The sequence below is a fragment of the Actinoplanes oblitus genome, from assembly GCF_030252345.1.
GTDB classification, from domain to species: Bacteria; Actinomycetota; Actinomycetes; order Mycobacteriales; family Micromonosporaceae; genus Actinoplanes; species Actinoplanes oblitus.
The window spans coordinates 254,328-272,005 of sequence record NZ_CP126980.1 but is presented as its reverse complement, the minus strand read 5'-3'; the positions used below and the strand labels follow the sequence as shown (position 1 = coordinate 272,005).

The 17,678-nt window shown below is 69.5% G+C and carries 14 protein-coding genes; all 14 read right to left on the bottom strand.

Annotated features, from left to right (window positions below; translation table 11 throughout):
* Positions 1 to 486: 486 nt before the first annotated feature.
* The gene (locus Actob_RS01260; protein ID WP_407653682.1) at positions 487 to 1,500 is read right to left on the bottom strand and encodes a polyprenyl synthetase family protein; all 1,014 of its coding nucleotides are present in this window, start codon (positions 1,498 to 1,500) and stop codon (positions 487 to 489) included.
* A 460-nt stretch (positions 1,501 to 1,960) separates the two neighbouring features.
* Complete coding sequence (nuoN, locus tag Actob_RS01255; RefSeq protein ID WP_284918084.1) at positions 1,961 to 3,493, bottom strand: NADH-quinone oxidoreductase subunit NuoN; 1,533 nt, start codon at positions 3,491 to 3,493, stop codon at positions 1,961 to 1,963.
* Positions 3,494 to 3,495: 2 nt separating this feature from the next.
* Positions 3,496 to 5,037, bottom strand: coding sequence for an NADH-quinone oxidoreductase subunit M (locus tag Actob_RS01250; protein WP_284918083.1), 1,542 nt, complete (start codon positions 5,035 to 5,037; stop codon positions 3,496 to 3,498).
* A gap of 64 nt (positions 5,038 to 5,101) precedes the next feature.
* The gene (nuoL, locus tag Actob_RS01245) at positions 5,102 to 7,024 is read right to left on the bottom strand and encodes an NADH-quinone oxidoreductase subunit L (RefSeq protein WP_284918082.1); all 1,923 of its coding nucleotides are present in this window, start codon (positions 7,022 to 7,024) and stop codon (positions 5,102 to 5,104) included.
* Positions 7,025 to 7,035: 11 nt separating this feature from the next.
* Entirely contained in the window at positions 7,036 to 7,335 is a 300-nt protein-coding gene (gene nuoK / locus Actob_RS01240) for an NADH-quinone oxidoreductase subunit NuoK (protein ID WP_284918081.1), read from the bottom strand.
* Between the two features lie 34 nt (positions 7,336 to 7,369).
* Complete coding sequence (locus Actob_RS01235) at positions 7,370 to 8,113, bottom strand: NADH-quinone oxidoreductase subunit J (protein ID WP_284918080.1); 744 nt, start codon at positions 8,111 to 8,113, stop codon at positions 7,370 to 7,372.
* A complete protein-coding gene (gene nuoI, locus Actob_RS01230) occupies positions 8,110 to 8,685 on the bottom strand; it encodes an NADH-quinone oxidoreductase subunit NuoI (RefSeq protein WP_328518409.1) in 576 nt (191 codons plus the stop codon). The genes Actob_RS01235 and nuoI overlap by 4 nt, the downstream gene beginning before the upstream one ends.
* Position 8,686: 1 nt before the next feature.
* Positions 8,687 to 10,060: an NADH-quinone oxidoreductase subunit NuoH gene (gene nuoH, locus Actob_RS01225; RefSeq protein ID WP_284918079.1), complete on the bottom strand. Its 1,374-nt coding sequence runs from the start codon at positions 10,058 to 10,060 to the stop codon at positions 8,687 to 8,689.
* The gene (locus Actob_RS01220) at positions 10,057 to 12,555 is read right to left on the bottom strand and encodes an NADH-quinone oxidoreductase subunit G (protein ID WP_284918078.1); all 2,499 of its coding nucleotides are present in this window, start codon (positions 12,553 to 12,555) and stop codon (positions 10,057 to 10,059) included. Before Actob_RS01220 ends, nuoH begins: the two co-directional genes overlap by 4 nt.
* A complete protein-coding gene (nuoF, locus tag Actob_RS01215; RefSeq protein ID WP_284918077.1) occupies positions 12,555 to 13,871 on the bottom strand; it encodes an NADH-quinone oxidoreductase subunit NuoF in 1,317 nt (438 codons plus the stop codon). The genes Actob_RS01220 and nuoF overlap by 1 nt, the downstream gene beginning before the upstream one ends.
* Entirely contained in the window at positions 13,868 to 14,968 is a 1,101-nt protein-coding gene (gene nuoE / locus Actob_RS01210; protein ID WP_284918076.1) for an NADH-quinone oxidoreductase subunit NuoE, read from the bottom strand. Before nuoE ends, nuoF begins: the two co-directional genes overlap by 4 nt.
* A complete protein-coding gene (locus Actob_RS01205; protein ID WP_284918075.1) occupies positions 14,968 to 16,293 on the bottom strand; it encodes an NADH-quinone oxidoreductase subunit D in 1,326 nt (441 codons plus the stop codon). The genes nuoE and Actob_RS01205 overlap by 1 nt, the downstream gene beginning before the upstream one ends.
* The gene (locus Actob_RS01200; RefSeq protein ID WP_284918074.1) at positions 16,290 to 17,009 is read right to left on the bottom strand and encodes an NADH-quinone oxidoreductase subunit C; all 720 of its coding nucleotides are present in this window, start codon (positions 17,007 to 17,009) and stop codon (positions 16,290 to 16,292) included. The genes Actob_RS01205 and Actob_RS01200 overlap by 4 nt, the downstream gene beginning before the upstream one ends.
* Positions 17,006 to 17,677: a NuoB/complex I 20 kDa subunit family protein gene (locus tag Actob_RS01195; RefSeq protein ID WP_284922202.1), complete on the bottom strand. Its 672-nt coding sequence runs from the start codon at positions 17,675 to 17,677 to the stop codon at positions 17,006 to 17,008. Before Actob_RS01195 ends, Actob_RS01200 begins: the two co-directional genes overlap by 4 nt.
* Position 17,678 lies beyond the last annotated feature (1 nt).

Genomic DNA, 17,678 nt, shown 5'->3' with positions numbered 1-17,678 from the left:
GTCGTGACGGTGGTATCCCGACCCCGGACACCACCGTGGGTGCCAGCCGAGGTGGTGCCGGAGTGGGGTTGGGGTTGGCGGTCGTGGCCAGCCGCGGACGTCGCCCTGGAGGGTCGGGCGTTTTGGACGCGCCAGCGTCCTGCCCGGCCCGGAAGGGTCCCTGGCGGGAGCGACGATCAGTGATCAGCGCGGATCCGAGTCATCGATCTCAGGAATTTGAACTTGATCTTGGAGGTGTCCGGCGACAGCAACCCACCCCGCGACAGTGGCCCGCTCCGCGAAGGCAAACCGGCCCACGACAAAACTCAGGCGCGACAGAACTCAGGCGCGACAGAACTCAGGCGCGACAAAACTCAGGCGCGAAGGGGTCAGGCGCGACAAAAACCCGGGCGCGACAGAACCCGGCGCGACAGGACCCGGGCGCGACAGAACCCGGCGCGACACGGCTGGGAGGCGACAGGAAACCGGCCTGCGTGGGATCGATTGTTAATTCGTGCGGTCGGCGATGTAGTCGCAGAGGGCTTCCATCGCCCGCTTCGCGTCGCCGTCGGGCAGCGGCGCCAGCCGGGCCCGCGCCTCCTCCGCATACCCCCGGACCGTCTCCCGCGCCTGTTTCATCGCCGCCGACTCACGCAGCAGCGTGAGCGCCTCGGCGTGCAGCGCGTCATCGGTGATCGGCCCCGCGGACAGCAGCTCGCGCAGCCGCACCGCAGCCGGGTCCGCGTCGTCGCTGGCCAGCGCGTAGAGCACCGGCAGCGTCGGCACGCCCTCGCGCAGATCGGTACCGGGTGTCTTGCCGGACTGCACCGACTCGGAGGCGATGTCCAGCAGGTCGTCGGAGAGCTGGAAGACCAGGCCGATCTTCTCGCCGTAACCGGCCAGCGCCTCGGTCACCTCGGCGGACGCGCCGGAGAACAGGCCGCCGAACCGGGCCGCGGTGGCGATCAGCGAACCGGTCTTGTCCGCGATGACCTGGAGGTAGTGCTCGATGGGGTCGCGGTCGCGCGGGCCGACGGTCTCGGCGATCTGGCCGTGCACCAGGCGGGAGAAGGTCTGCGCCTGCAGGTGCACCGCCTCGGTGCCGAGCTTGGCGGCCAGCTCGGCGGCCTGGGCGAAGAGGTAGTCACCGACCAGGATGGCCACCGAGTTGCCCCAGCGGGTGTTGGCGCTCGGGGTGCCGCGGCGAACCGGCGCCTCGTCCATCACGTCGTCGTGGTAGAGCGTCGCGAGGTGGGTCAGCTCCACCACGTTCGCCGCGTCGACGAGCTCGGGGCGGGCCGGGTCGCCGAACTGCGCGCTCAGCGCCACCAGGATCGGCCGCAGCCGCTTGCCCCCGGCGTCGGCGAGATGCCGCGCGGCCTCGGCCACCAGCGGGTCGGCGCTGGCGACATGCACCCGCAGCGCTTCCTCAACGGCCACCAGCGTCGCCGACACCGACGCGTCCAGTGCGGGATCGACGTCGAGGCCCAGCGACGACAACGTCAGATCACCGGTGCTCACCACGGTCCCACGATGCCATACCGGTCCACTCGTTTCAGTCCCAGGGGTGTGCGCCACAAGATCAAAAAACCGACATTGCGACGCCGCCGGGCCCGCTCAGGTGGGGATCGCGGCTTTTGGGTACGGAATATGCGACTTTCCGCCGTCGCCGAGGCAGCGCACCTCTCAGCCATTTGGCAGTTCCGCATCGGATGCGTCCCGCGGAGTGGAGACGGGGGCCGTTGAACCACCTCAGATCGCCGGACGGCTCCGGGTGGATCTCGTCCGCCGAAGTTCCCGGCACCGGGCAGCGCAGCCCGCTCCGGGGCTGTGCGGCCGCGCGTCGCCGGTCCGCGACGAGCAGCGCCGCCAGCCGGGCATCCCGGCCGCCCGGGTGGCGTTCTCCAGTGGACCGCCGTCGGCTGATCGATAAACGACAGCGGCTCCGGCGATCACGCCGGAGCCGCTGATCAGGATCGGATCATCGGACGAACTGCGACGCCTCCCGGGTCAGGTCGATCAGCGGGGCCGGCACCACGCCGAGTGCCACCGTGACGATCACCCCGATACCCAGCGCGGCTGAGGTGAGGAAGCCCGGGATGGACACCGCGGGCGTGGTCTCCCCCGGCTCGGAGAGCCACATCAGCACGACCACCCGCAGGTACGGGAAGGCGATCAGCATGCTGGTGATCACGCCGAAGATGACCAGCCAGGTCTGCCCGCCGTCGATGGCCGCCCCGAAGACCGCGAACTTGGCGGTGAAGCCGCTGGTCAGCGGGATGCCGGCGAAGGCGAGCAGGATGAAGGTGAAGATGCCGGCGAGCAGCGGGCTCTTCCGGCCGATCCCGGCCCACCGGGACAGGTGGGTGGCCTCGCCGTCCGAGTCGCGCACCAGGCTCACGATGGCGAACGCGGCCAGCACCGAGAAGCCGTAGGCGACCAGGTAGAACATCGTGCTGCTCAGGCCGTCCGGGTTGAGCGCCAGGACACCGACCATCAGGTAACCGGCGTTGGCGATCGACGAGTAGGCCAGCAGCCGCTTCATGTCGGTCTGGGTGACCGCCAGGATCGCGCCGACGAACATGGTGAGCGCCGCGACAGTGCCGAGCACCGGCTGGAAGTCCCAGCGCACCCCCTCGAACGCCACGTAGAGCACCCGGAGCAGGGCCCCGAACGCGGCGACCTTGGTGCAGGCCGCCATGAACGCGGTGATCGGGGTGGGCGCGCCCTGGTAGACGTCCGGGGTCCAGACGTGGAACGGGGCCAGCGCGCTCTTGAAGAGCAGGCCGATCGCCACCAGGCCGAGGCCGCCGTAGAGCAGCAGCTGACTGCGCTGCGGGTTGGCGACCGCGTCGTGCACGGCGCTGAGCTGCACGCCGCCGGCGAAGCCGTACAGCAGCGCGACGCCGAACAGGAAGAACGCCGAGGCGTACGACCCGAGCAGGAAGTACTTGAGCGCGGCCTCCTGGCTGAGCAGGCGCCGGCGGCGGGCCAGCGCGCACATCAGGTAGAGCGGCAGCGAGAAGACCTCCAGCGCCACGAACATGGTGAGCAGGTCGTTGGCGGCCACGAACATCAGCATGCCGCCGAGCGCGAACGCGGTGAGCGGGTACACCTCGGTGAGACCGGGCTGGCCGGTGACCTGCCGGTTGTCCTTGTCGGAGCCGACCACCACGGCCGCCTGGGCGACGAACGCACCGCCCGCCTCCACCTGCCGCTCGCCGATCAGGAACAGCGAGACCGCGCCGAGCACCAGGATCGCGCCCTGCAGGAAGATCGTCGGACCGTCGATGGCGATGGCCCCGCCGATGGTGACGATCCGGGTGTTCCGGTTGATCACCAGAACGGTCAGCGCGGCCACCACGCCGAGCAGCGCGACGGTCAGCTGGACCACGTTGCGGTGCCTACGCGGGATGATCACCTCGAGCACGACCCCGAGGCAGGCGACCCCGAACAGGATCAACATGGGCGCCAGCGCGCCGTAGTCGATCGCGGGTAGTTTCAGGTCTCCCATGACTATCGGCCAGCCTTTCCATCCGCGACCGTCGGGGCCGGGTCCTGCTTACCGACGTCCTGCAGGGTCGCCTGCACCGCCGGGTTGATCACGTCGGTGACCGGTTTCGGATAGAAGCCGAGCACCAGCAGGAGCACGATCAGCGGGGCGACCACGAACTTCTCCCGCAGGCTCAGGTCCTGCTTCATGGCCGGCACCTCGTCCAGGGCCGGGTTGAGGGTGCCCTGCGTGGTCCGCTGGATCATCCAGAGCACGTACGCGGCGGCCAGGATGATGCCCGCGGTGGCGATCACCGCGTACGGCTGGTGCGTGCTGAACGTGCCGATCAGCACCAGGAACTCACTGACGAACGGCGCGGTACCGGGCAGCGCCAGCGAGGCCAGCCCGGCGAAGAAGAACACCCCGGCCAGCACCGGGACCAGCTTGCCGGCCCCGCCGAAGTCGCTGACCAGCGCCGACCCGCGCCGGGCCACGAACATGCCGACCACGATGAACAGCAGGCCGGTGGCCAGGCCGTGGTTGACCATGTAGAGCACCGAGCCGGTGCCGCCCTGCGTGGTGAAGGCGAAGATGCCGATGCCGATGAAGCCGAAGTGCGCGATCGACGTGTACGACACCAGGCGCTTCAGGTCGTTCTGCCCGACCGCCAGCAGGGCCGCGTAGATGATCCCGATGACCGCGAGGACCAGGGCGGCCGGGGCGAACCAGCGCGACGCCTCGGGGAACAGCGGGAGGCAGTACCGGATGATGCCGAACGTGCCGACCTTGTCCATCACGCCGACCAGCAGCGCGGCGGCGCCGGCCGGAGCCGCGCCACCGGAGTCCGGCAGCCAGGTGTGGAACGGGAAGAACGGCGCCTTGATGGCGAACGCCACGAAGAAGCCGAGGAACAGCCACCGCGCGGTGTTCTGGTCGATCGACTTGCCCGCCTCGACCAGCGCGGCGAAGTCGAAGGTGTGCCCGCCGACCACCCACAGCCCGATCACCGCGGCCAGCATGAAGAGGCCGCCGACCAGGCTGTAGAGGAAGAACTTCACGGCTGCGTACTGCTTCTGGCCGGAGCCGAAGGAACCGATGATGAAGTACATCGGGATCAGCATGATCTCGAAGAACACGTAGAACAGGAAGACGTCCGCCGCGGCGAACACCCCGATCATGGTGAACTCGAAGGCCAGCAGCAGGGCGAAGTAGGTCGGCGCGGAACGCCGGCTCTGGTCCACGTCGTGCCAGGACGCCAGGATCACCACCGGGAAGAGCACCGCGATCAGCATCAGCATGACCAGGGCGATGCCGTCGGCGGCGAAGGTGAAGTTGGCGTTCCAGGACGGGATCCAGGCGTACTTCTCGTGGAACTGGAACCGGTCGGTGCTGTCGACCGTGTAGGCCACCCACATGACGATGCTGAGCGCCAGCACGACCAGCGACCAGATCAGCGCGACCAGCTTGGCCAGTTCGGCCTTGGCCCGCGGGATGCAGGCCACGGCTATCGCGCCGACCAGCGGCAGCAGCGTGAGGACGGAAAGGAACGGGAAATCAGCGGACATCATTCGACCTCCGCCCTCTCGCGGACTTCATCGGGCATGTCTACTTCCGTCCGAATAAGGTTCGTCACGCGAGCCACCCCAACTGGATCGCAAGGAAGGCGCCCACGACGAGCATCGCGCCGGTGAGCATGGAGAGTGCGTAGGAGCGGACGAACCCGGTCTGCAGCCGCCGGAGCCGGCCGGAGCCGCCACCGACCGCCGCCGCCAGCCCGTTCACCAGGCCGTCGATGCCCTTGCTGTCCAGGTAGACGAGCGCCCGGGTGAGATAGATGCCGGGCCGCTCGAACACCGCCTCGTTGAACGCGTCGGTGTAGAGGTTGCGCCGGGCCGCGGTGACCACGACGCCGGCCGGCTGCGGCTCGAGCGCCGTACCGCGCCGGAACAGGGTCCAGGCCAGGCCCGCGCCGATCAGCGTAACGACCACCGACAGGATGGTGATCACGCTGTGCGAGAGGACACCGGTCGCCTCGGCCTGCTCCTCGCCGAAGACCGGGTTGAGCCATTCCGGCACGCTGGTGCTCATCAGGTAACCGGCCGCGACCGAGCCGATCGCCAGCAGGATCAGCGGAATCGTCATGATCTTCGGCGACTCGTGCGGGTGCTGGTTCTCCTCGGTCCAGCGCGCCGGGCCGTGGAAGGTCAGCACGAAGAGCCGAGTCATGTAGAACGCGGTGAGCCCGGCGCCGAGCAGCCCGGCCATCCCGAAGAGCCAGGCCTGCCAGGTCGTCTCCCGCTCGAAGGCGGCCGCGATGATCGGCTCCTTGGAGAAGTAACCGGACAGCGGCGGGATGCCGATGATCGCCAGCCAGCCGGTGGCGAACGTGGCCCAGGTGATCCGCATCGGCTTGGCCAGCGCGCCGAACCGGCGGATGTCCACCTGGTCGTGCATCCCGTGCATGACCGACCCGGCCCCGAGGAACATGTTGGCCTTGAAGAAGCCGTGCGCCAGCAGGTGCACGATGGCCAGCCCGTACGCCGCGCCGCCGAGCCCCACGCCGAGGAACATGTAGCCGATCTGGCTGACCGTCGACCAGGCCAGGACCCGCTTGATGTCGTCCTTCGCCGCGCCGATGACGCAGCCGATCAGCAGGGTGAGCGCCCCGACGCAGACCACGATCAGTTGCAGCGTCTCGTTCGCCGAGAAGATCGGGTTGGACCGGGCGATCAGGTACACGCCGGCGGTCACCATCGTCGCCGCGTGGATCAGCGCCGACACCGGCGTCGGGCCCTCCATCGCGTCCGGCAACCAGGCCTGCAGCGGGAACTGACCGGACTTACCGGCCGCGCCGAGCAGCAGCAGGATGCCCATCACCAGCAGCGTGGTGGAGCTCAGCGAGCCCGCCCCGGCGAACACCGCCGCGTAGTCGGTGGTGCCCAGCGTGGTGAACATCAGGAAGATGCCGATCGCCAGGCCGGCGTCGCCGACCCGGTTCATCAGGAACGCCTTCTTGCCGGCGGTGGCCGCCGACGGCCGGGTGTACCAGAACGAGATCAGCAGGTACGACGCCAGGCCGACGCCCTCCCAGCCGAAGTACAGCATCACGTAGTTGTTGCCGAGGACGAGCAGCAGCATCGCCGCGACGAACAGGTTGAAGTACCCGAAGAAGCGGCGCCGCCCCGGGTCGTGCTCCATGTAGCCGACCGCGTACAGGTGGATCAGCGACCCGACCCCGGTGATCAGCAGGACGAAGACGCCGGACAGCGGGTCGAAGAGCAGCCCGAAGTCAACCTTCAGACTGCCGACGTCGATGAAGTCGAAGAGGCTGAGCTCGGCCGACCGTCCCTTGTCGGGCAGCCCGCCCAGCTTGATGAAGAAGATCAGCCCCAGGACGAACGAACTGGCCACCGCCAGAACGCCGAGCCAGTGCCCCCACTTGTCGGCCCGTTTGCCGAGCAGCAGCAGGATCGCCGCACTGACCAGCGGGATGGCCACGAGCAGCCAGATGCCGCTCAGCACTCCCGTCGCGGGGGCGTAAGTGTGTTCCACGTCAGGCCCCTTCAGTACTTCAGGAGGTTCGCGTCGTCGACGCTCGCCGAGCGCCGCGTACGGAAGATCGACATGATGATGGCCAGCCCGACCACGACCTCGGCCGCGGCGACGACCATCACGAAGAACGAGATGATCTGGCCGTCCAGGCCGCCGTTGATCCGGCTGAAGGTGACCAGCGCCAGGTTCGCCGCGTTCAGCATCAGCTCGATGCACATGAACAGGACGATCGCGTTACGCCGGATGAGCACCCCGGCCGCGCCGATGGTGAACAGGATCGACGCGAGGATGAGGTAGTAATCGGGGGTCACTGGGCCACCCCGTTCGAAGACCAGTGCTTCGCGCTCATTTTTCGGTTCCCTTCGGTGCGACCTCGGAAGCCGTCAGCTCCCGGACCGGCAGGATCGGCGAGATGCTGTTCTCCGTCCCGTTGCCGTCCGGCAGACGGGCCGGCGCGGCCACCGACATGGTGTTCGCGTAGACGCCGGGGCCGGGCTTCGGTCCGGGGTAGTTGCCCGGCAGGAAGCGCTCCTTCATCCGGGTCGCCTGGTCGACCCGGTCGCCCTTGGCCCGTTCGACGTGGGCCAGGATCATCGCGCCGACCGCCGCGGTGATCAGCAGGGCCGAGGTGACCTCGAAGGCGAAGACGTACTTGGTGAACAGCAGCGAGGCCAGTCCCTGCACGTTGCCGTTGGCGTTCGCCGCCTCCAGCCCCGCCGTCGGGGTGTCCTCGAGCCCGCGGGCCAGACCGGTCGCGATCAGGCCGGCGAACCCGGCGCCGAGCGCGATGGCCGCGATCCGCTGCCCGCGCAACGTCTCGATCAGCGAGTCCGAGGCGTCCCGGCCGACAAGCATCAGCACGAACAGGAACAGCATCATGATCGCGCCGGTGTAGACGATGATCTGCACGAAGCCGAGGAACGGCGCCTGGTTGATCACGTAGAGGATCCCGAGGTTCAGCATCGTGACGACCAGGCACAGCGCGGAGTGCACAGCGTTGCGGGCCAGCACCATGCCGAGCGCGCCGAGCACCGCCAGCGAGCCGAGGATCCAGAAGGCGACGGCCTCGCCTGTGGAAACCTGCGTCATTGCGCGCTCCCCTCGGTCTCCGAGTCGACCGCCCACGGCGCCCGCTCGGCGCCGGCCGAGGTGCCCGGGTTGGTGAGCGCGCCGACGTAGTAGTCCTTGTCGGTCTCGCCCAGGCGCATCGGGTGCGGCGGCTGCTCCATCCCGGGCAGCAGCGGGGCCAGGAGCTCCTTCTTCGTGAAGATCAGGTCCTGGCGGCTGTCCCGGGCCAGCTCGTACTCGTTGCTCATGGTCAGCGAGCGGGTCGGGCAGGCCTCGATGCAGAGCCCGCAGAAGATGCAGCGGGTGTAGTTGATCTGGTAGATCTTCGCGTACCGCTCACCCGGCGAGAACCGCTGCTCGTCGGTGTTGTCCCCGCCCTCGACGTAGATCGCGTCGGCCGGGCAGGCCCAGGCGCACAGCTCGCAGCCGATGCACTTCTCCAGCCCGTCCGGGTGCCGGTTGAGGATGTGCCGCCCGTGGTAGCGCGGCGCCGGCTTGGGCGGGGAGAACGGGTAGTCGGTAGTGATCACCTTGCGGAACATGTGCGCGAACGTCACGCCGAAGCCCTTGAAGGAGCCGGTAAACGTGTTCACGTCACACCTCCTTCGACTCGGAGTCGCCGCCGACGGCGGCCGGGGCACGTTCGGCGACCTCGCGGCGGGCCCGCGGGCTGGGCGGGACCTGGAGGTCGATCGGCGGGACCGGGAAGCTGCCCGGCGGTCGGGCGGCCAGTTCCTCCTCGAGCGAGACCGGCGTGGCCTTCTTCTTGTCGCTCGACGGCCAGGCCCAGGCGACCACCAGCACGACCAGTGCGATGGCCCCGGTGGAGATCCATCGGGTCTCGGTGGAGAGGGCGCCGCTGCGGGCGATCTTGAAGTAGGCCAGGAAGAGGATCCAGACCAGGTTGATCGGGATCAGCACCTTCCAGCCGAACCGCATGAACTGGTCGTAGCGCATCCGGGGCAGCGTGGCGCGCAGCCAGATGAAGCCGAACAGCAGCGCGAACACCTTGAGGAAGAACCAGATCAGCGCGAAGTAGCCGGAGTTGGCGCCGGCCCAGATCGCGGTGATCGGCCACGGCGCACGCCAGCCGCCCAGGAACAGCGTGGTGCAGAACGCCGAGACGGTGATCATGTTGATGTACTCGGCCAGGAAGAAGAGCGCGAACTTGAACGACGAGTACTCCGTGTGGAACCCGCCGACCAGCTCGGACTCCGCCTCGGGCAGGTCGAACGGCGCCCGGTTGGTCTCACCGACCGCGGCGATCATGTAGATCAGGAAGCTCGGCAGCAGCTGCAGGCAGTACCAGCCGGGCATGGTGATCTCGGCGCCGAAGATCTTGGTGGGATCCCCGGACGCCTGGGCGGCGACGATCTGCGAGGTGCTCATCGAGCCGGCCGTCATGAACACCGCCACGATGGACAGGCCCATCGCCACCTCGTACGAGATCATCTGCGCGCTCGACCGCAGGCCGCCGAGCAGCGGGTACGTCGACCCGGACGCCCACCCGGCCAGCACCACGCCGTACACGCTCATCGAGGAGCAGGCCAGCAGCACCAGCACCGAGACCGGCACGTCGGTGAGCTGCAGCGCGGTCCGGTGCCCGAACATGGTCACCACGCCGCCGAACGGGATCACCGAGAACGCGGTGAACGCCGTGGTCGCCGAGATCACCGGGGCGATGAAGTAGACCACCTTGTCGGCGGTCCGCGGGATGATCTCCTCCTTGAACGGCAGCTTGAGGCCGTCACTGAGCGAGGTGAGCCAGCCCTTGGGCCCGACCTGGTTGGGGCCCGGCCGGACCGCCATCCGGGCGACGACCTTGCGCTCGTAGTTGATCGTGAACAGCGTCAGCAGCAGGAGCATCACGAAGAGCCCGAGCAGCTTGATCAGCGTGATCCACCAGACGTCCTGCTCGAACGTCTGCAGGGTGGGGTCCTCCGCGGTCGCCGCGAGCAGGACGTTCATTGGTCAACTCCCTCGGCGAGAATCGGACCGGGCAGCCCGGCCGACAACCGGACCACCGCACCGGCGGTGACGCCGAGGCTGCGGCGCACCGTCGAGCCCGGCGAGTTCGTGGGCAGCCACACCACCTGCCGGGGCAGGTCGGCGATCGCGGCCGGCAGGGTCACCGAGCCGCGGTCGGTGTGCACCGTCAGCAGATCGCCGTCGGCCACCCCGAGCTCCTCGGCCAGCTCCTTGCCGAGCCGGGCCACCGGCGGGCGGGCCGTGCCGGCCAGCACGTCGTCGCCGTCCAGCAGGGTGCCCAGGTCGATCAGCTGGTGCCAGGTGGCCAGCACGGCGGACCGCTCGCCCGGCTCGGCGAGCGCCACCGGGGCGATCGACGGCGACTCGGGGCGGGCCGTGCCGGCCGGCATGGCTCCCAGCTCACGGCGTACCGCCTGCACGTCACCGGTGTTCAGGGTGACGTCCAGCAGCGCGGCGATCGCCTCCAGCACCCGGCCGTCGGTCAGCGCGGTGCTGCCCCGCAGGACCGTCTCGAAGGACCGCAGCCGGCCCTCCCAGTCCATGTAGGTGCCGGCTTTCTCGGCGGCCGGCGCGACCGGCAGCACCACGTCGGCCCGCTCGGTCACCGCGCTCCGGCGCAGCTCCAGGCTGACCAGGAAGGGCACCGCGTCGAACGCCTGCTCGGCGCGGACCGGGTCGGCCAGGTCGCCCGGGTCCACCCCGCCGACCAGCAGGCCGCCGAGGGTCCCGTCGGCCGCCGCCGCGATGATCGCGTCGACGTCCCGGCCCGGCGTGGCGGGCAGCACACCCGCGTCGACCGACCAGGAGACCGCCAGCTCGGCCCGAGCGCCCGGGTCGCCGACCGGACGGCCGCCGGGCAGCAGGTTCGGCAGGCAACCGGCGTCCAGCGCGCCCCGGTCGCCGGCCCGGCGCGGCACCCAGGCGAGGCGGGCGCCGGTGCGGGTGGCCAGCGCCGCGGCCGCCGAGAGTCCACCCGGGACGGTGGCCAGCCGCTCGCCGACCAGCAGCACGCTGCCCGGCGCGCTGAGCGCCGCGGCGACCGCCGGGTCGGTGTTCAGCAGCCGGGCCTCGTCGCCCGGGACCGCCGGGACGAGCGCGGCGCCGAGTTTCTCGTAACCCCGGGTCAGGTGCGACGCCACCGCCGTCACCTTGAGCTTCCTCCGCTTCGTCGCTTTGCGCAGGCGCAGGAAGAGGATCGGGCACTCCTCCTCCGGCTCCAGCCCGACGATGAGCGCGGACGGGGCGTCCTCGACATCGGCGTACGAAAGCTCGGAGACCCCGGCCACCGCAGCCGCGAGGAAGTCCGCCTCCTCGGTGTCCGCGGCCGGCGAGCCGGAGGCTCGCACCGGCCGCGCCCGGAAGTCGATGTCGTTGGTGCCCAGGACCAGACGGGCGAATTTCGCGTACGCGTACGCGTCCTCCACCGTCAGCCGGCCCCCGGTCAGCACCCCGACCCCGCGCTCGCGAGCCGCTTTCAGCCCCTCCGCGGCGGCGACCAGCGCCTCACTCCAGGACGCCTCGCGCAGCTGCCCGGTACGCGCGTCCCGGACCAGCGGCGTGGTGATCCGGTCGGTGGCCGTGGCGTAGCGGAAGCCCCACCGGCCCTTGTCGCAGTTCCACTCCTCGTTCACCGCCGGGTCGTCGCCGGCGAGCCGGCGCAGCACCTTCCCGCGCCGGTGGTCGGCCCGCATGGCGCAGCCGGCCGCGCAGTGCTCGCAGCTGGTCGGCGAGGAGACCAGGTCGAACGGGCGGGCCCGGAACCGGTACTGCTCGCCGGTCAGCGCGCCGACCGGGCAGATCTGGATGGTGTTGCCGGAGAAGTACGAGTTGAACGCCACGTCGCCGGCGCCCTCGCCGACCTGCCCGTCGCCGGTGCCCGTGCCGCCGAAGAAGTCGTCCCGGTAGACGTTGATCTGCTCGCCGGAGGAGCGGTCCATCAGGTCGATGAACTTGTCCCCGGCGATCTCCTCGGAGAACCGGGTGCAGCGCTGGCAGAGCACGCAACGCTCCCGGTCCAGCAGCACCTGGCTGGAGATGTGGATCGGCTTCTCGTACTCCCGCTTGTGCTCGTGGAACCGGGAGTCCGCGCGGCCGGTGCTCATCGCCTGGTTCTGCAGCGGGCACTCGCCGCCCTTGTCACAGGTCGGGCAGTCCAGCGGGTGGTTGATCAGCAGCAGCTCCATCACGCCGGCCTGGGCCTTGGCCGCCACCGGCGAGGTGAGCTGGGTCTTGACCACCATGCCGTCGGCCACCGTCTGGGTGCACGAGGCGACCGGCTTGCGCTGGCCCTCCACCTCGACCAGGCACTGCCGGCAGGCGCCGGCCGGGGCCAGCAGCGGGTGGTCGCAGAACCGCGGGATCGCGGTGCCCATCCGCTCGGCGACCCGGATCAGCAGCTCACCCTTGTCGGCGGTGACCTCGACGCCGTCGATGGTCAGCGTGACCTGGTCGGCCCGCTTGGCTACATCAGTCATCAGTGCGCTCCTACGAGGGACTTCTCGGAGAGCCGCGGCGCCGTGCGGCCCTCGATGTAACCGAGGTAGTCGTCCCGGAACCACTTCAGCGTCGAGACGACGGGCGTCGCCGCGCCGTCGCCGAGGCCGCAGAAGGACCGGCCGAAGATGTTGTCCGCGGTGTCCTGCAGGGTGTCCAGGTCGGCGTAGGTGCCCTGGCCGGCGAGGATCCGCCGGTAGGTGCGCACCATCCAGTAGTTGCCCTCCCGGCACGGGGTGCACTTGCCGCACGACTCGTGGTGGTAGAACTCCAGCCACCGCCAGGTGTTGTAGACCGGGCAGTCCTGGTCCGAGAAGATCTGCATCGCCGTGGTGCCGAGGATCGACCCGGCCGCCGCGACCCCCTCGAAGTCCATCGGGGTGTCGATGTGCTCGGCGGTCAGGATCGGGGTGGACGAGCCGCCCGGGGTCCAGAACTTGAGGTTGTGCCCGGGCTTCATGCCGCCGGCCAGCTCGATCAGCTCGCGCAGGGTGATGCCCAGGCCGCACTCGTACTGCCCGGGGTTGGCGATCCGGCCGGAGAGCGAGTAGATCATCGGGCCGGCCGACTTCTCGGTGCCCATGCTCTTCCACCAGTCGGCGCCGCCCAGCACGATGTACGGCACGCTGGCGATGGTGCCGACGTTGTTGACCACGGTCGGGCTGGCGTACAGGCCGGCGATGGCCGGGAACGGCGGGCGCAGCCGGGGCTGGCCGCGGAAGCCCTCCAGCGAGTCGAGCAGCGCGGTCTCCTCGCCGCAGATGTACGCGCCGGCGCCGCTGTGCACCACCAGCTCCAGGTCGAAGCCGGAGCCGAGGATGTTCGCGCCGAGGTAACCGGCGGCGTACGCCTCCTTGACCGCGTTGCGCAGCCGGCGGGCGGCGTGCACGGCCTCGCCGCGGATGTAGATGAACGCCCGGTTCGCGCGGATGGCGTACGACGCGATGATCGCGCCCTCCACCAGCGAGTGCGGGTCGTACGTCATCAGCGGCAGGTCCTTGCAGGTCCCCGGCTCGCCCTCGTCCGCGTTGATCACGAGGTAGTGCGGTTTGCCGTCGCCCTGCGGGATGAACCCCCACTTCAGGCCGGTCGGGAACCCGGCGCCGCCACGACCGCGCAGCCCGGAGTCCTTGATCAGCTGGATCATGTCGTCCGGGTGCACGTCGAGCGCCTTGCGCAGCGCCTGGTAGCCGTCCAGCCGTTCGTAGACACCGATCTGCCAGGCGTCCGGCGACAGCCAGCGCTTGGTGAGCACCGGGGTGAGCTTCTGGAGCACCTCCGGCCGGGGTTGCGTCATTTCTCCTCCTCGGTGCCACGCGACGGGTCGGGCGTACGCGGGCTGTCCCCCGCCGGTTTGCCGTCACCGGCCGGCGCGCTTGCCGCGGCGCCGGCCCTCTCGGCGGCGTTCCCCGGCGGCGGACCGCCGGCCTGCGCGCCGGGCTGGGCCGGTTCGCTCGCGGTGGGGTTGCGGAGTTCCGCGGTACGGATCTGCGGGTCCTCGGTCTGGTGGCCGGCGTGCCGGCGCTCCTCGACCTTCCCGGCGACCGCCTTGACCGCTGTCGTCGCCGCCTTCACCACCGAGGCGACCTTGCCGGGTTTCTCCGCCGTGGCCTTGTCGTCGGCGGTGTTCGCCACCGGGGCCGGCGTCGGCAGCGCGTCGCCCTCCCGGGCCGGCTTGGTCCTGGTGATCGGGGTCTCCGGGTCGAACCCGGCCACGGCGACCCCGTGCTCCTGCGCCAGGCGGACGCCGCGCAGGGTGGGCGCGCCGGCCATCCCGTCGCCGACCGCGCCGTCCCGGGGGTCGGCGAAACCGGCGAGCTGGTACTGCATCTCCTTGAGGGAGCAGATCCGCGCGCCGCGAGCGGGCGTCGGCCGCTCGCCGGCGGCCAGGCTGTCGACCAGCTCGACCGCCGACTCCGGGGTGGCCTGGTCGACGGTGAAGTCGTAGTTGACGGTCACCACCGGGGCGTAGTCGCAGGCCGCCAGGCACTCGGCGTGCTCCAGCGTGATCTTGCCGTCCGCGGTGGTCTCGTCGTGCCCGACGCCGAGGTGCTCGGTCAGCCGGTCGTAGACCTCCTGGCCGCCCAGCACGTTGCACAGGGTGTTGGTGCAGACGCTGACCAGGTACTCACCGGTCGGCCGGCGCTTGTACATGGTGTAGAAGGTGGCGACCGCGCCGACCTGGGCCTTGTTGATCCCCAGGACCTCGGCGCAGAAGGCCACCCCGGACGGGCTGACGTAGCCCTCCTCGGTCTGCACCAGGTGCAGCAGCGGCAGCAGCGCCGAGCGCTCCCGGCCGGCCGGGTACCGCGCGAGGATCTCCCGCGCGGACCCGAGCAGCTTCTCCGCGAGCGGAGCGGCGGCCGGGGAGAACTCGATGGCAATGTCGGTCATCAGCGATCACACCCACCCATCACGGGGTCCAGCGACGCGCCACCGGCGATCACGTCGGCGAGCAGCGCGCCCTCGGCCATCGCGGGGATGGCCTGGAGGTTGACGAAGCTCGGCTCGCGGTAGTGCACCCGGTACGGGTGGGTGCCACCGTCGGAAACCGCGTGAACGCCGAGTTCGCCCCGCGGGTGCTCGACCGCGACGTAGACTTGGCCGGGCGGCACCCGGAAGCCCTCGGTCACGAGCTTGAAGTGGTGGATCAGCGATTCCATCGACTGACCCATGATCTTGGCGACGTGCTCCAGGGAGTTGCCGAGTCCGTCGACGCCCAGCGCCAGCTGGGCGGGCCAGGCGATCTTCTTGTCGGCGATCCAGATCGGTCCGGGCCGGAGCCGGTCGAGCGCCTGCTCGACGATCTTCAGGGACTCCTTGATCTCGGCCAGCCGGACCAGGTACCGGCCCCAGACGTCGCCGGTGGTGGCGGTCGGGACATCGAACTCGTACGTCTCGTAACCGCAGTACGGCATCGTCTTGCGCAGGTCCCAGGGCAGGCCGGCGGAGCGCAGCACCGGGCCGGTGATGCCCAGCGCCAGGCAGCCGGTCACGTCGAGGACGGCGACGCCCTGCGTGCGCTGCTGCCAGATCACCTGGCCGGAGAGCATCGCCTCGTACTCTTTGAGCTTCTTCGGCAGGTACTTGAGGAAGTCCCGGATCTTCTTGACCGCCGACTCGGGCAGGTCCTGGGCCAGGCCGCCGGGCCGGATGTAACCGTTGTTCATCCGCAGGCCGGAGGTCTCCTCGAAGATGTCGAGGATGTACTCCCGCTCCCGGAAGCCGTACAGCATCATCGAGATCGCGCCCAGCTCCATGCCGGTGGTGGCCAGCCAGACCAGGTGCGAGGCGATCCGCTGCAGCTCCATGAAGAGGACCCGGATCGTGGTGGCCCGCTCGGTGATCTGGTCGGTGACACCGAGCAGCTTCTCCACCGCGAGGCAGTACGCCGCCTCGTTCGACATGTTGGACAGGTAGTCCATCCGCGTGACGAACGTGACGCCCTGGGTCCAGGTGCGGTACTCCAGGTTCTTCTCGATGCCGGTGTGCAGGTAGCCGACGACCGGGCGGGCCTCGGTCACCGTCTCGCCCTCCAGCTCCAGGACGAGGCGGAGCACGCCGTGCGTGGACGGGTGCTGCGGACCCATGTTGACGACGATCTTCTCGTTGCTGAGCGGGTCGATGCTGGACGTGACGCTGTCCCAGTCGCCGCCGGTGACCGTGAAGACCCGGCCCTCGGTGGTCTCGCGCGCGCTCGCGTACTCAGAAGTAGTCACTGGTAGACCCTCCGCTGGTCGGGCGGCGGGATCTCGGCGCCCTTGTACTCCACGGGCACCCCGCCGAGCGGGTAGTCCTTGCGCTGGGGGTGGCCCTCCCAGTCGTCCGGCATCAGGATCCGGGTGAGATTGGGATGGCCGGCGAAGACCACGCCGAACATGTCGTAGACCTCCCGCTCCTGCCAGTCGGCGGTCGGGTAGACGCTGGTGACGCTCGGGACGGGCACGCCGTCCGCGACGGCCACCTCGAGGCGCACCCTCCGGCGGTACGTCATCGAAGTCAATTGATAAGCGATGTGGAATCGCCGCTCGTCCGAACCCAGGTAATCGACGCAGTCGACGGAGGAGCACAACTCGAACCGGAGAGACCCTTCGTCCCTCATTACCTGACAGACGTCCTTGATTCTCTCGGGCCTGATGTGAAGTGTGAGTTCCGCCCTATCCACCACCACCTTCTCGATGGCTTCGGAGAAGGCCGGATAAGCTTCCTCCAACGCGTCATAGACGTCGTCGAAATACCCGCCGTACGGCCGTGGGCTGTCAAAAACAGCAGGTCGGGGGCGGACCAGACGACCGAAGCCGGAGACGTCGCCGGTGCCTTTGACGCCGAACATGCCCTTATCCGGGCTGGGCGGTGTCTGAGCGGGCGCGCCGAGATTGGCACCACTCGTTTTGGTGACGGGAACGTCACCCTCGGTTCCGGGTCGAATAGTCATTTGCCACCCTCCCGCAAATGCGGCTGGAGCTTCATCCAGTTCTCGATCCGCAATTGCTCCTCGCGGCCTTCTTTGACGGCCTGCGTCCATTCCGCCCGGCGGACCTTGTCCGCCCGGTACGACGACGGCATGGCGCCCGGCGCGACGATCGGCAGCTTTCCTTCGGCGCGGCGTTGCTCCAGCATCTTGCGGCCGTTGGGGCCGAGCGGCTGGGCCATCACCTTCTCGCGCATCTTGAGGATCGCGTCGATCAGCATCTCCGGCCTGGGCGGACAGCCCGGCAGGTAGATGTCGACCGGGACGATGTGGTCCACGCCCTGCACGATGGCGTAGTTGTTGAACATGCCGCCGGACGAGGCGCAGACGCCCATCGAGATCACCGAGCGGGGCTCCGGCATCTGGTCGTAGATCTGCCGGACCACCGGCGCCATCTTCTGGCTGACCCGGCCCGCGACGATCATCAGGTCGGCCTGGCGGGGCGAGGCGCGGAACACCTCCATGCCCCAGCGGCCGAGATCGTAGTGCGGACCGCCGGCCGCCATCATCTCGATGGCACAACAGGCCAGGCCGAAGGTCGCGCCCCAGAACGACGACTTGCGGGCCCAGTTCGACAGCTTCTCGACCGAGGTGAGCAGGATGCCACTGGGCAGCTTCTCTTCGATTCCCATG

Coding starts and splice junctions, on each gene's coding strand:
- nuoN (WP_284918084.1), bottom strand. CDS start 3,493: ATGGGAGACCTGAAACTACCCGCGATCGACTACGGCGCGCTGGCGCCC.
- Actob_RS01250 (WP_284918083.1), bottom strand. CDS start 5,037: ATGTCCGCTGATTTCCCGTTCCTTTCCGTCCTCACGCTGCTGCCGCTG.
- Actob_RS01235 (WP_284918080.1), bottom strand. CDS start 8,113: ATGACGCAGGTTTCCACAGGCGAGGCCGTCGCCTTCTGGATCCTCGGC.
- nuoH (WP_284918079.1), bottom strand. CDS start 10,060: ATGAACGTCCTGCTCGCGGCGACCGCGGAGGACCCCACCCTGCAGACG.
- Actob_RS01220 (WP_284918078.1), bottom strand. CDS start 12,555: ATGACTGATGTAGCCAAGCGGGCCGACCAGGTCACGCTGACCATCGAC.
- nuoF (WP_284918077.1), bottom strand. CDS start 13,871: ATGACGCAACCCCGGCCGGAGGTGCTCCAGAAGCTCACCCCGGTGCTC.
- nuoE (WP_284918076.1), bottom strand. CDS start 14,968: ATGACCGACATTGCCATCGAGTTCTCCCCGGCCGCCGCTCCGCTCGCG.
- Actob_RS01200 (WP_284918074.1), bottom strand. CDS start 17,009: ATGACTATTCGACCCGGAACCGAGGGTGACGTTCCCGTCACCAAAACG.
- Actob_RS01195 (WP_284922202.1), bottom strand. CDS start 17,677: ATGGGAATCGAAGAGAAGCTGCCCAGTGGCATCCTGCTCACCTCGGTC.